The 14,120-nt window shown below is 47.0% G+C and carries 9 protein-coding genes; 1 reads left to right on the forward strand and 8 read right to left on the reverse strand.

The genetic code is table 11. From position 1 onward, the window contains the following. The first annotated feature begins 41 nt into the window (after window positions 1–41). The gene (locus AB6805_RS01715) at window positions 42–683 is read left to right on the forward strand and encodes a response regulator (protein ID WP_370907739.1); all 642 of its coding nucleotides are present in this window, start codon (window positions 42–44) and stop codon (window positions 681–683) included. On the opposite strand, the gene AB6805_RS01720 is transcribed toward AB6805_RS01715, so the two are convergent. The 8 genes from AB6805_RS01720 to AB6805_RS01755 form a co-directional block, all read right to left on the reverse strand. After that, window positions 673–3,720, reverse strand: coding sequence for a two-component regulator propeller domain-containing protein (locus AB6805_RS01720; RefSeq protein WP_370907740.1), 3,048 nt, complete (start codon window positions 3,718–3,720; stop codon window positions 673–675). The two genes, AB6805_RS01715 and AB6805_RS01720, sit on opposite strands and share 11 nt — an antisense overlap. 217 nt (window positions 3,721–3,937) lie before the next feature. Continuing rightward, on the reverse strand, window positions 3,938–4,876 hold the full coding sequence (locus AB6805_RS01725; RefSeq protein WP_370907741.1) for an alpha/beta fold hydrolase: 939 nt from the start codon (window positions 4,874–4,876) through the stop codon (window positions 3,938–3,940). A 160-nt stretch (window positions 4,877–5,036) separates the two neighbouring features. Continuing rightward, window positions 5,037–6,860 carry a RagB/SusD family nutrient uptake outer membrane protein gene (locus tag AB6805_RS01730; RefSeq protein WP_370907742.1) on the reverse strand — a complete coding sequence of 608 codons (1,824 nt, stop codon included), beginning with the start codon at window positions 6,858–6,860 and terminating at the stop codon, window positions 5,037–5,039. 12 nt (window positions 6,861–6,872) lie between these two features. Next, a complete protein-coding gene (locus tag AB6805_RS01735) occupies window positions 6,873–10,271 on the reverse strand; it encodes a SusC/RagA family TonB-linked outer membrane protein (RefSeq protein WP_370907743.1) in 3,399 nt (1,132 codons plus the stop codon). Between the two features lie 173 nt (window positions 10,272–10,444). Then, the gene (locus AB6805_RS01740) at window positions 10,445–11,434 is read right to left on the reverse strand and encodes a FecR family protein (protein ID WP_370907744.1); all 990 of its coding nucleotides are present in this window, start codon (window positions 11,432–11,434) and stop codon (window positions 10,445–10,447) included. A gap of 94 nt (window positions 11,435–11,528) precedes the next feature. Next, window positions 11,529–12,119, reverse strand: a complete 591-nt coding sequence (locus tag AB6805_RS01745) for an RNA polymerase sigma-70 factor (protein WP_370907745.1) — start codon at window positions 12,117–12,119, stop codon at window positions 11,529–11,531. 148 nt (window positions 12,120–12,267) lie between these two features. After that, window positions 12,268–13,185, reverse strand: a complete 918-nt coding sequence (locus AB6805_RS01750; RefSeq protein ID WP_370907746.1) for an AraC family transcriptional regulator — start codon at window positions 13,183–13,185, stop codon at window positions 12,268–12,270. Window positions 13,186–13,256: 71 nt separating this feature from the next. After that, the gene (locus AB6805_RS01755; RefSeq protein WP_370907747.1) at window positions 13,257–14,030 is read right to left on the reverse strand and encodes an SDR family NAD(P)-dependent oxidoreductase; all 774 of its coding nucleotides are present in this window, start codon (window positions 14,028–14,030) and stop codon (window positions 13,257–13,259) included. Window positions 14,031–14,120: the final 90 nt, after the last annotated feature.

The following is a 14,120-nucleotide window of genomic DNA, read 5'->3' on the forward strand; positions in this document are numbered from 1 at the left end:
CAAACAATAATACCTCCTATGAGCCCTAACCTAAACCAGCAATGAAAAATGTACTAATAGCAGATGATCACTCGATCGTAAGGCTTGGCATGAAACAGATTATTTGCTCACTACCGGGCGCCATGCTTGTTACCGAGGCTAAAACATTTGATGAAGCCATTTTCCTTATTGAAGCCCAAAATATCGACCTCCTGATCCTGGACATTAATATGCCTGGCGGAAACAACCGGCAAATGATTTACGCCGTGAAACTCCGGCAACCTGGTATTAAAATACTGGTTTTTTCTGCCTACGATGAAATACTGTATGCCCTTAACTATCTCCAGGCAGGTGCAGATGGCTATATTGAAAAAAACTCCCCGGATGAAGAATTCAGAGTGGCCATCACTGCGATTCTTAGCGGTGAAAAGTATATCAGCAGGGCAGTCAGGGAACAGCTGATAGGTAAATTTACAGGGCAGCAGGAACATTCCTCTAACCCCTTTTCAGTGCTTTCCCCCAGGGAAATTGAAGTAATGAACCTTTTAACAAAAGGGCTCCCTCTCATAAAAATTGCGGAAACGCTCCATTTGCAGCTGACCACCGTCAGCACTTACAAAACGCGTATTTTTGAAAAAGTAGGGGTAAAAAATGTAATCGCCCTGATTGAAAAAGCGCAGATGTACCAGGTAACTAGTCATTAAGCGGAAGTTGCAGGGAAACCTTAGTGCCTCCGTTAACACCCGGATAGGCAAACAACCTCCCGTTTATCACTGTCAGCAATTCCTTTACGAGGATCAGTCCTATGCCGCTGCCCCCGATCTGAGCCGGACCGGTATTTTCTATGTGATTGATCCAGTCCCTTACTTCCGCCGGTATACCATATCCTGTATCGGATAAATGTATGGTTAGAACGCCCTCCCCACTCTCTGCACTTAATTCTACAACGCCTTTGGTGGTATATTTTATGGCATTATCCAACAGGTTATGTAGAATAACAGCCAGCAACAATTTATTCACGACCACCGTTACGCCCGGCGAAATATGATTAATGAGCTGTATTCCTTTTGAGGCGGATACCGGACTAAAAATCTCCATCTTTTCTTCCACCAGTTGGTGGACGTCAACAGTGTCTTCAGAGAATGCGCCCGTCAGGAAGGAGATCCGCATGTAATGGATGAGGTTATCCACCAGGTGGTGCATGCGATAAAGACTATCGTAAGTAACCGTTTTTATTTCCTTCTCCTGCAACACACCGGATAATGGTTCCTCTTTATTAACCCTCAACAAAAACTTCAGCGGTGTTTTAATATCATGGGTGATAGCAGCAAGCAAACGCTTATGCATAAAACTTTGTTTACGCAGTTGTTCATCAGATTCCTGGAGTATGGTCATCATTTCTTCCAACTCCCGGGTGCGGCTCATTACCTTTAGTTCCAACAACCGGTTTTTCCGGGCAATACTCCTGATGCGTATCTTATACAACAAAATTATCAGGCAGATCAGAATGGTTAATACCGCCAGCCCGAACCACAATCTTTCATAAAAAGCTTTCTGTACGTTGATGACGAGCACCTTTTCGATATACTGATCTCTTCCAAACCCTTTCAGTTTGCGGATACGGATACGATAATCACCGGATGGCAAAGAGGAAAAAGTGATTGTTCTGTCGCTGTTCACCGGCAACCATATCTGTTCTTCCGGCCAATCATCTTTCTCCAAGGAATAATAAAACTGCAGGTTCCTGGAATCACCAAAATAGGGAGAGCTGATGTGTAACCGGAAGCTTTGAAAATTACTGGGCAGGTTAAATTGTTCTGATGCTTTTGTTGGTTTCAGGTTATGTTCCACCCAATCGACATATATGCCTTTATCCGGCATTTCCATCCTGATGGAAGACGGCGTGAACTGTACCAGGCCATCCAGCGAGGGCAAAGAAATATCGCCGTCGTCATATTTTAAGGCACATGGCTCACAGCCGCCGTTAAACTCGTTCGTATTAAAACCCTGTTCCTTCCCGAAATAATAATAGTAAAGGTCGCGCTGCCTTCCGTCAGCGAAATCGAGCGCATCCTGCCGCCGGATCCTGAATAACCCTTTGTTTGTAGTTAGCCAGAAATAACCCTGTTCATCTTCGGTAATACAATGTGTGGTGGCCATATACCGCTGGCGATCCTGCGGCAGGGCTACCAGGCGCTCATTCCTGTAAAGGAAAACGCCCCGGTTATAGGTGGAGATCCAGACTTCTCCTTCTTTAGGGACATAGATACTTCTTATACGCCCATCTTCCAGCCCCTTGATGGTATCGGTACGCCCTGATGGCAGATGCACCCTGTATAATCCCTTGTCTGTACCTATCCATAAGATTCCCGGCTTTCCATTCTTTATAAAGCTAACCTCGTTTACTTTGGCCGGAAGAAACTGCAATGCCAGGCTGGAATCTGCTGTTTTAATATAGTATAACCCTGGAAATCTTCCACCTATCCATAAATTTCCCTCCGGGTCCGCGAATACCTGGCCAATGAGGAAAGGCAATTCAATTTTGTGCAATACCTGGCTGAAATCCGGCGATACACCCACCAACGTAGTCCCATTTCTTCCCCAATACCTTCCCTGCTGATCACGGGCCAACGTATATTTTTCCATCGCACTTTCCCTGTTGAACGACAAAGGCAGCCAACTGTATCCTCCTGTCTTGTTAAACGCAAGCCCCGATGGCGTCACCACCACGTTTCCGGGGGAAGCCACCTGTGCATAAAATACTTCATCCCCTGAAACATCCGATTTACGTACATTGAATTGCTGCCTGGTACAAACATAAAGGCCCTTTGTAGAACTTCCGAGGAACACCCGCCTTTCTGACTCATCATAATAAATAGAAGAAATGTAGTTCCGGTGAAAATCAAAATCCCGGAGTACAACCGAACTACGTATGCCAACCCCCGGTTCTACCTGTAACTGGTAACAATTTTTATCGGTATAAAGAAAAACCTGGTTTGCAGCCAGGTTCCAGTACAATTCCATCTTATTTTTACTAAATGCGGGATCAGACACTACTGCCCCGATAAGCGGTACTTTTACCGGTTGTCCCCTCTCCCATCCCGTTATGTGTCCATCCCTGTTAAGGTAGAAAAGCCTGCTGCCGCAAACAAACAAACGCGATACATCCAGCCCGGGCTGGGTTACCCGGTACTCCAACCTTCCCTGCTTTATAAAAGAAATCGTATCACGATAGGCAGCAAAATAACTGTCCGTACCCAGCGGTATCACAACAGGACGTTCTTTTCCAAAACGTGCTGCCTGATCGTCAGGCCATCCCCTGATGGGATAGTAATCATTGCTGCTGGCTTTATATCGTTGGTAGTTATATCCTAACAGCTCCTCCCCGATGTGCTTTACCGTACTCTCTGTAACCGTTAATATCTCCCCGATATCCGTTTCTACTGCTATGGCCGTATCGTTGGGATAAATCCTGGACATCCTGCTGCTTTTCAAACCGGGGACGTTATCGCTGCTGAAATTGAGAAAGTAATTGCCGTCAAACCTGGCTAAGCCGTTTTCTGTGGCCAGCCATAAAAAGCCATTCCTGTCAGGCGCTATAAATTTTACGCTGTTTTGCGGCAAACCATCTTCATCAGTAAAGCGCCTGACAAAGTAATGCACGGTGGTGTCCATTGAAACAACGGGCCCGGTCGGCATGAAGTTGGATAAAAACAGGTTGAGACAAAAGATAAGGTTCATCTTGGCAATAAAAACACTGACTACACGACAATACAATATCACAATACAACATCGTCGGCAAAATGCGCTTTGTTTGGATATCCGGTAAAGATATAAAATATTTAGTTGCAGGCCACCCTTCAGGTCGCCGGATGAGGACAACTAACGGGATTGCCTGTTGTATTTGTTTTTATTGCCACCTGTAATTACGTACATAAGTCAACGTTAGTCCGCATTTCTAAAAAGTGGGTGGAGCCGCATTCAGGTCGGAATCCAGGAAATCGGTGATCATGGGTATCAGCCAATCGGTGCGCTGCATCATCCCTATGTGCGTGGTACCCGGCAAGATGGCAAGGCGGGATTGAGGCAGTCCGTGTATGTCTCCCATTTTTCCGCCGCCTTTGGCGCGAAACAGTGCCAATGCATGCTCATACCGTATACCGTCGGCATCGCCGATGGCCATGAATAACGGAGCCTTTATGTTTTTTACTTCTTTCGACCAGTCGTAAGGCTTCATATCTATACTGATGACCTTCTTTACAAATTCCGGGAAATGGGCAGGATCGTTACCAAGACTGTCATATTGTTTTTGCATAGGTGAGCCTTTGAACATATTTGCGTCGATGGTAGCATACATAGCTTCCACATCCGGCCACCATCCGTCGTGGGTATAGGAACCCGATAGCACCACGAGCCTGCGTAGCTGTTCAGGATGGCGTATAGCGAACTGGAACGCGATGCCACCTCCCATACTATATCCCAGTATGTCGGCGCTGTCTGTTTTGAGATGCCGGAGCAGCCCGGATACATCGTCTGCCATGCCTTCGTAACTAAGTTCGCGCGGGATATCCCTTGTGCGGCCATGACCCTGCATTTCCGCTACTATTACTTTCCGGTTGCCGGCTAACAGGGGGATGATATGCGACCAATTCAAAGGTATGGTCATATAAGATCCGTGCAATAGTACGATAGGTTTACCTTCACCATATACTTCGTAGTACATTTTCAGCCCGTTCACATCTGCATAGCCGCTTTCAACCGGCTTCACCGGCTTGTTAACAGGCGTGTCTTCCGGCTTAGCGGGAACATTCTGTTGATCCTTCGGGCCAGGCTGACAGGAGGTTGCTACCGCCATTACTGTAGCCACCAGGAAAAAGGTGATCATATTCTTATTCATACCGTGTGTTTTTGTTTACGATACAAATTTCGGCATCCCAATTTTTTCACCTGCAGGGGATATGCGACAATCATGGAGCCAAAAGCGACATCCGATGACAGCAAAAAAAAGAGCCGGCTCCAGGAGCCAGCTCTTTTAAAGCACGTTCATCATCGCTGCATTAATATCCGGGGAACTGTACCAGTTTTTTATTCCGGTCGATTTCACTTTGCGGTACGGGATAAAAATAAAATTTGTTATCCCATTGCGCCCTGGTGAAAGCCACAATCCTTTTATGAAATTCGGGATCAGACAGGAAAGATCCTTTTTCAATGTTCATCCCATGGAATTGCCCGCCCTGGTGCTGATCCGGCGTGTTCGCCACTTTCCAGCGGCGTACATCCCAATAACGGTGGCCTTCAAACATCAGTTCTACCTGGCGTTCCAGGTGAATTTGCTTACGCATTTCCGCCTGGCTGGCGCCGGCCACCAGGTCAGCAAGCCCGCCCCGGTTACGGATCTTGTTAAGGTATTTTAAGATATCAGGATTTCCCGGATCGTATTCATTCAAGGCTTCTGCATAGTTCAGGTAAATTTCACCAAGACGGATCATCATCGCCGGGCGGGAAAAACTGCGGCCGCTTCTGAAATCTGTATTGGGATGAATATTTTTACGGGCCGTGTAGCCTGTAGTAGGCCAATCCCTGGGGGCGCCGTTTTTACCCGAATTGCCGGTAAAGAAAAACTCCACTCTTGATTGCCCGTTTTCCGGAACCACCGGGATTACTGATCCGTTAAAAGTAACATCTACATAAAACCGGGGTTCTCTTCCATGATACATATTGGAGGTACCACTTACATAATACGGGGTAGCGGCATCGGTAAACCCGGTTTCCGTATAGCCGCTGCTGTTATCCGTAATCGCTTTGCCATCAGCCGTACGGAAAACGTCCACCATTTCCTGGGTTACAGCAATGCCGTTCCAGCCGGAGCCGTTGGCGCACCTGGGAGAACAATGCCGTTCCCAGTTACCCACATGATCGGAGTAGGTACGGATCCAGATCGCTTCTTTTTGCCAGCCGTCAAAGAATAAATTCCGGCAGGAAAGGAAAGCTGCCCGGAACGGATCTGCATCTGCTACGGTATATAATTCCCACCTGTTAAGATCTATTACAGCTTTAGCGGCATCGGCTGCCTTCTTCCACTTTTCTTTGTCGAAAGATGCGTTAAATAATGCGGCGCCATCCTGGTTTTTAAAGTTGCTCATCTCGGTGTTGCCATTGAACAAGGGGCTGGCACTATATAACAATATCTGCGACTTCACCGCCAGGATAATGGGCTTTGTGATGCGACCTGTTTGTGTAACGTCCGGCTGTGTGGGATCAACAGGGTTCATATGCAGTACCGGCACATCCGGCATTGCTTTATCCATTTCAGATAGTACATAGTTTACGCAGTCATCCCACGGACTTCTTGGTATCTGGAAATCGTCTTCCGGAGCTTTGGGTTCTTCTCCCATTAATACTACCGGTCCGTATTGCCGCATGAGCAACCAATAGTAGTAGGCCCTTAAAAAGCGGGCTTCTGCTTTATATTGCTTCAGCAGCTGTTCACCACCGGGTTGTGCGAGGATCTCCTTGTTCTGATCTGCATTTTGCAGGAAGATGGCCGCCTGCCGGATGGTCTGGTAGTAACTGTTCCAATAGGATGGATTGGCGTTATCCGCAGTGATGGCGCCTGAGTTCATACCGGGTTGTACCCATGCATAGTCTACTTCGTCGCACTGGCCTGTCCACGGAATACTGTAAGGCTGGTTCCACATATCCGGCATCGGGTTGTAGATGCGCGCCAGCCATTGTTCTGTCATCGACCTGTTTGTAAATACATCTTTCAGCGTGGTGATATTATCCGGTACTGTATTGAGGAATCCTTTCTTACAACCGGCTGTAAACAGTAACAGCAGCGCCAGTAAAAGGATATTTTTTTGGAAGATATGATGCGTCATAGTGGTGCTGTTTTATTTGAAGTTAGCGCGGATACCAAAATTGAAGGAAGTCATGTTGGGATAAGCGGTACCCCTGCCATCGCCCAGTTCCGGGTCCCATATTTTCCAGGGCGAAATGGTAAACAGGTTTGTTCCGTTCACATACGTGCGTACACTTTTCAATCCATAGCGCTGAAGATTACTGCTGCTGAATGTATAGCCCAGTTCAGCGCTTTTCAAACGGATATAGTCTGCCCGTTTCTGCCACCAGGTACTTTCGTAGTAATTGGTGGTGATATCCTGGCGGGTTGACATTCTTGGATAGAAAGGCCGGCCATCTGTTTTTTCGGGTGTCCAGCGGTCTTTTACTGCGGTATACAGGTTACCGATTGTAGGTCCTTCGTAAAAAGGATTGGTAGCATGACCGCCGCTGTACATAAAATCTACCATTGCCACACCCTGGAAAAACAGGCTTAGGTCAAATCCTTTTGCACCTACACTGAAATTGACGCCATACACAATTCGTGGTACGGAGCCATAACCTATTGCCTGCTGGTCATAGCTGTTAATGATACCGTCTTCATTCAGGTCTTTATATTTGATATCTCCGGGACGCACATCTCCGGCCTGTTTGGGAGATCTTGTAATCTCAGAGGAGTCGGTGAACAAGCCAAGGGCTACATAACCAAAACGCTGATCGATCGGATGGCCCGTGCGGTTCAGCCAGGGATACTGCCAGGGTGGTAACCCGTCATACACATCTTTGTTGATATTGAAGTTGAAATTTCCACGGAAGCCAAACCAATAATTACCGGAAAATGATTTATTATAATCGAGGGTTACATCTATTCCTTTATTCTCTGTAATACCTATATTCCTGTAGGGAATATTATCGGTGGTATAACCGGAAGCGTACGGGATATCATATTGCCTGAGCAGGATACCTGTTCTGCGCTCTTTAAATAACTCCACGATCAACGACAGGTCGTCATGCAGCGCTTTTACCTCAATACCCAGGTTTTGCCGTTTTCCTGTTTCCCAGCTCACCTCGGAACCGATCTGGTCTTCCTCCAACCCGCCATAGCCGGTGGTGTTGCCCGGTACGCCAAAAGTATAGCCAAGATTGCCATCGCTCTTTATCCTTGTGAGAAACAGGAACCGGGAGCCGGTATTACTGTTCCCGGATAAACCATAGGTATAGCGGAGTTTTAAATAGCTGATCACGTTAGTTACCGGGGCAAAAAAACTTTCATTGGACACTACCCAGCCTACGCCATAAGAAGGGAATAAACCGTACCGTTTATTAGGTGTAAAGTTTTCGGAACCATTATACCCGAAATTTACTTCGGCAAAATAGCGGTTCTTATAACCATAAGTACCTCTTCCACTCAGCCCCCTGATGCGGTAGGGAATAGAGGAAATAAGGGTACCGGCATCGGCGTCAATATAATCGGATTGATTATATAACAGCAATCCGGAAACATCGTGATCACCGAATTTGTTAGCGTAGTTTAACGCGGTTTCCGTATAAAACCGGCGGTTGCCACCTCTTGATACTTCGAATCCCAATACGTTGGACCCCGGGTCTACAATCTTTGTAAGAAGATTCCCTGATGAATCGCGCCCGGTGGCATAGTAGGTTTGTACTTCTCTTTTCCGGTTAAGATTATTCCAGCCATAAGCATCAAAAGCAAACATGCTGGTAAGTGATAACCCTTTAAGAATGAAATCGAAGTTTTGCCGGAGCCTGATATTGGAACGGATGGTGTTACGGTATTCTGTGGCATACCCGGATTGCGTAAGGTTACGGTATGGGCTGGGATAGCTGCCACCAGGGATTTTAGGCCACTGCCCGTTGGAATACTGCGGCGGTATCAGGTGAGGCGGCACCTGTGTAGCCAGGTCAAAAAGTGCGCCGGTACCAATACCCGGATAATTACTGTTAATGATAAAACCGTTTACGCCTAATTCAAGTTTGGTTGTTTTGGTGATATTGGCATCTACGTTGGTGGTAAAATTGTATCGATCCAGTTTTATATCTGAATTATAGGACTGTACATGATCGCGTTTCAGCAAACCCACTTCTGAATAATAACCGGCAGAAATATAATAGGTAGCAAATTCGGATCCTCCGCGTACGTTCAGGTTCGCTCTTCTGCTCTGTCCCCATTTATTAAACAGTACTTTGAACCAGTCAACATTGGGATACAGGTCCGGGTCCTCGCCGGAAACATGTTGTTGTATCCGCTCTTCTGAGTAAAGCGGTGTCCTTCCTCTCATCTCCAAACCTTCGTTATATAGTCTCATAAAAGTAGGGGCGTCCACAAACTCAGGCAGCTGTGTAAATTTTGTGATGGCCTGGTTGAGTTCCACGTTGATTTGCGGCTTTCCGGGCTTACCTGTTTTGGTATTTACCAGGATAACGCCGTTAGCGCCACGGGTACCATATACGGCGGTAGCGGAAGCATCTTTCAGCACCGTAAAGCTGGCGATATCTTCGGGGTCAAGGTCATTGATACTACGATCCGGTACACCATCTACGATCACGAGCGGGCCTCGCGGACTGGACCCAAAGGTGGAGATACCGCGTATCCAGATATCAGAGCCATCGTAGCCCGGTTCGCCGCTCCTTTGCACAGCTACGATCCCCGCCAGGCGGCCACCCAACGCATTCGTCAGGCTTCTCACCGGCAGCTTCAGCTCTTCCGGTTTGATGGTGGACTGCGCACCTACCAGGCTTATTTTCTTTTGTGCACCAAACCCTACCACCACTACTTCATTCAATCCGCCTTCCTTGGCCAGCATTTCCACGTTGATATCTACTTTATTCCTGACGGGGATTTGCTGCGACTGGTAACCGATGTAAGAAAATTCAAGGACATCGGTGGGTTCCACATCCAGTTCATAGTAGCCTTTATCGTTGGTGGTAGTACCTGTTGGTGTGCCAAGGATTTTCACGGTTACTCCTACCAATGCCGCACCCAGTTTATCTTTTACGGTACCGGATACTTTCAGCTTCACCACCGGTTTACGCACCGCAACATGATTCTCCGCCGATGTAATCACGTACTGTGAAGGGCCTATTGCATCCAGCTTAAGGCTATGCCCCTGTAACATTTTCTGCAAAAACGGCACTACCTTTTCGGCATCCATTTTTAATACTTTGTCAGAGAGATAAATATCTTTCGCATACTTGTCGTTTAGTGCAATCCTGAGCTGATACTTTGTATAAATTTTTTCCAGCACATCCTTCAGCAATATCATTTGCGACCTGGCCGGATCGGAGGGGCTGTATCTGCTGCGTTCCTGCCGGGTTTGCTCCTGGATGCCGGCCATGGCATCCTGCGCGCGCAGAGACGAAGTTATCGCACTCAGTACAAGGCACAGGCCAGTCGCTCCCTTCAGGCAATGCCGTAGAGATCCAAATTTCATAACGGAAAAATTTTGGTTAAAGACTACATATTGGTTTAAAAAACTACTTCATTAAAATGGGAATGAGATTGCCGTGCTACACGTCGTTGCTGTTCAATTTGTTCCTGTTCAATATGGTTACAAAAAACGTATCTGTTCTGATAACGGAGGTGATACATCCTCTTTCACGATGCTTATTTTGGTTGAATAATAATCCGCTGGCCATCTTTCCGCACGTCTGCTTCCAGCATGGCTCCCAGCGCCTTACATAAACTTATGTCATCTGTTATCAGCACACGTCCGCTGATCCGGGTGCCCCGGAATTTTTTTGGTTGTAATATTTCTACCTGGTATCCATAGTTCGCGTACAATAGTTCTTTTATTTCATCTATAGTGGTGTTTTCAAATTTATAATCACCGTCTTTCCAGGCGGCATATAACTGCGGGTTGATATGATCCATCTGTATCTGGCTGTCGATCACCATCCCTCTTTCCCCTGGATGCAGCAGTAATTCCCGGTTAAAGGCGGCTGCTTTGATCAGCCCGGTGTTTACCACTACCGCCGTATGACGTTTATCCTCGTTTACGGTGAAAGAAGTTCCCAGTACCGTTACTGTCATGCCTGGCACATGCACCCTGAATGGTGTTTGCGCTTTCTTCACCACTTCAAAATAAGCGCTGCCTTCCAGCCATACTTCGCGTCCGTCTTCCTCTTTTATATCCCGCATCTTCACCTGTCCGCCGGGCTTTACCCATATACGAGTGCTGTCTGGCAGCAGCACCATTTGTACCGATGCTTTTTTATGCACCAATGTTACCAGGGCCGCGGGCCGGGAGCCGGTATGCATAAGCAGGTAAACTCCTGCACCTCCTGCCAGGACCAGTAGCAGGATTGCCGCCGCATACTTCAGCCAGCTAAGTTTCTTCACAGGCGTCGCCGGCTGCTCTGCTGCCAACAACTGTGCTGCTACGCGCTGCCAGCTTTGATCGGCATCAGCGGTCGTAATTTTAGCCGCCAATTCCTGGTCGAGGATGTCTTTTACCTGGAAATACAACGCCTGGTTGCCGGGGGAAGCCTTCAGCCAGGCGACTATTACCTCAGTTTCCTCAGGGCTTGCCTTCCCTTCAATAAACCTTATTAAGATCGTATAATCCAATTCGTTTGTATTATGATGTAGTGACATGTCATTTAATTAGACGACAAGGAGATAATTTCTACGTACTCTTTTTTTTAATTTTTTTTCAGAAAGAAGAAAAGAGGGGGACCGGGATTACAGGCTATAATAAAATAAAAGAAAACAGGTAGTTCACTTTCCTGACGATTCCTCTGAGTTGCTTAATCGCCTTATATAATTGTGTTTCTACCGTGCGGGAAGAGATGCCCATGACAGCAGAGATTTCGCCGGTTTTAAGTCCTTGCAGGTAACGTAGCGTTACCACTTCCCGGCATTTAGGCGGCAATTCCTGTATGGCCCGCCACACACTGGCTTCAAGGTTGTCCTGCTCCAGGAGGCTTTGCCGGGGGCTATCCGGGTTAAAATAGTCCAGTTCAGCGGCCGTAAGACCGGGTAAGGCGGCATTCACATAGCGCTGATGCACCGCCTGGTGTTTAATATAATCCAGGCAACTGTTATGAATACTGCGAAACAGGTAACTTTTGATATTGGAGGTTAATTGGAGGGAGGCGCTTTTCCGGTGTATTTGTACAAAAACATCCTGTACGATGTCTTCAGCGGTTTCGCGCAACACGAATTTACAGGCATACGCCAGGAGAACTGCATAGCACTCTTTAAATACCAGCTCCAGATCGGTAACTTCCGGCTGTACTAACGTGGTGGCTTTTTGCCCTTCCTCTACAGGCTCCCCCATGGCTTGACAAAAGTGTTTTGAAACAATTCATCCAAGATAATGATAATAATATTAAAATACAATACCGGTAACCGGGCGGATACCTTCCCGTGTTTGCATAGAAATGCACGTTGCGCCTTGCGTTTTTTTCTTGAAATACGGCCGCTTATTAATTAAACGTTTGCCGGAACTCCAGCGGCGACAGCTTCGTTTTCATTTTAAATAAGCGGCTGAATGATTGAGGATGCTCAAAGCCCAACTCATAGGCCACTTCACTGATGGTGAGGTTTGTTGTGGATAACAGCTCTTTGGACCTTTCGATGAGTTTTTGATGAATATGTTGTTGTGCATTCAGTCCGGTAAGTGACCGGAGCATATCGCTGAGATAATTCGGTGTAAAGTTAAGTTGCTCAGAGAGGTATTTAACAGTGGGTATGCCATCACTGGCCGGCTTGTCCTGCTCAAAATAAGTATTGAGCAGTTCTTCCAGTTGCTGAAGCAGATCATTCGTAACAACCTTCCGCGTCAGGAACTGGCGGTTGTAAAATCGTTTAGCGTAGCTCAACAGCAGCTCAATCTGCGCGATAACTACCTCATGGCTGAATTCATCGATCCTGCTGTTCAGCTCTTCCCCGATAATGTTATAAATAGCATGCACAGTCGACTTCTCCTGCTCAGAAAGGTGCAATGCTTCGTTGATAGCATAAGAGAAAAAGCCGTAGTTTTTGATCTTCGTGGCCAATGGATAGCCTTGCAGGAAATCCGGATGGATGATCAGCGAATAACTTTTATTACCCTGGTAATTGTTTGTAGCACCAACAACCTGGTTTGGTGCAGTGAATAAGAGACTACCTTCGTCGAAATCATAATAGCCCTGTCCGTACCGGAACTTTCCTTTCAGTTCGGTGATAAAGGAGATCTTATAGAAACCTGAGATATAACCGCCTGGAAGCCGGCTCATATCGATTTCACCGTTTGTGGCATCCAATAAACTAATGATAGGATGCCGTGGACCGGGAAGCCCCAGCTGGCGGTGAAGTTCCGCTATGGAGTCCAGCTTGGGGAGTTTGGGCTGTTCGTTTTTCATAATTAAAGATAATAACTTTAACCGGTGACTATTTCTGTCACCGGTCATTAATTAATTTTATTGTGCTGCAATTACCACGGCGAAGGGCCATCCGGACCGGTAAAGCTGGCGGTTGGACCATCGGTGTCAAGTGCCACCCGTATCGGTTCACGTGAGCCTACTTCAACGGAGTCAGTGCCCTGGAAGTTATTCAGTGCGGTGGCTGTATAGCCGGGGCTTGTTGCATTGACTTTAATGTTTTCCTTTTCCAGTTCGATGGCGAAGGCCAGCGTAACAGCATTGAGGGCCGTTTTAGAGGCAGCGTAAACAACGTTAAAATGATCCCTTGCCCAGCAAGTGGGGTCAGCGATCCAGGTAAGGGAACCCAATACGCTGGATACATTGACAATGCGTGCGGCAGCTGACTTCCGGAGCAAAGGCAGCATGGCCTGGCTAACAGCAATGACGCCGAATACATTGGTTTCCCATACGGTGCGGATTTCATCCAGTGAGGCCGTGGTAGCACGGCCATTTTCCATTATCTCCTCCAGCGTCCGGCCCGGCTTTCCGGCATGAGATATACCCGCATTGTTAACCAGCAGGTCCAGGCGTCCCTGTTCCTTTTCAATACGTTCTGCCGCTGCACTGATTGTTGCCTGCAGGGTAACATCAAGTTGAATAGCATACGCATTGCCACCAATTTCGGCCGCTGCTTTTTCTCCGTTGCTTTGATTACGTGAGCCTACATATACGGTATAGCCGTTGGCAGCAAGCGCTTTAGCGATCTGAAACCCAACTCCCTGGTTGGCGCCTGTTACAAGCGCTACAAGTTGATTGTTTGCTGACGATCTGATTTGATTTTCCATAATATTGATAATTAATAAACAAAGCAAAACTCAGGAATCATTATCTTTCTATGATAACCGAATCAAGGATATCCGTAACCGAAATGAAAG

It is taken from the genome of Chitinophaga sp. RCC_12 (genome assembly GCF_041360695.1).
In the GTDB taxonomy this organism is placed as follows: Bacteria; Bacteroidota; Bacteroidia; order Chitinophagales; family Chitinophagaceae; genus Chitinophaga.

Bases quoted from the DNA above. Each gene is read 5' to 3' on its own strand.
- AB6805_RS01735 (WP_370907743.1), bottom strand. From the start codon at position 10,271: ATGAAATTTGGATCTCTACGGCATTGCCTGAAGGGAGCGACTGGCCTG.
- AB6805_RS01720 (WP_370907740.1), bottom strand. From the start codon at position 3,720: ATGAACCTTATCTTTTGTCTCAACCTGTTTTTATCCAACTTCATGCCG.
- AB6805_RS01745 (WP_370907745.1), bottom strand. From the start codon at position 12,119: ATGGGGGAGCCTGTAGAGGAAGGGCAAAAAGCCACCACGTTAGTACAG.
- AB6805_RS01715 (WP_370907739.1), top strand. From the start codon at position 42: ATGAAAAATGTACTAATAGCAGATGATCACTCGATCGTAAGGCTTGGC.
- AB6805_RS01740 (WP_370907744.1), bottom strand. From the start codon at position 11,434: ATGTCACTACATCATAATACAAACGAATTGGATTATACGATCTTAATA.
- AB6805_RS01725 (WP_370907741.1), bottom strand. From the start codon at position 4,876: ATGAATAAGAATATGATCACCTTTTTCCTGGTGGCTACAGTAATGGCG.
- AB6805_RS01750 (WP_370907746.1), bottom strand. From the start codon at position 13,185: ATGAAAAACGAACAGCCCAAACTCCCCAAGCTGGACTCCATAGCGGAA.
- AB6805_RS01755 (WP_370907747.1), bottom strand. From the start codon at position 14,030: ATGGAAAATCAAATCAGATCGTCAGCAAACAATCAACTTGTAGCGCTT.
- AB6805_RS01730 (WP_370907742.1), bottom strand. From the start codon at position 6,860: ATGACGCATCATATCTTCCAAAAAAATATCCTTTTACTGGCGCTGCTG.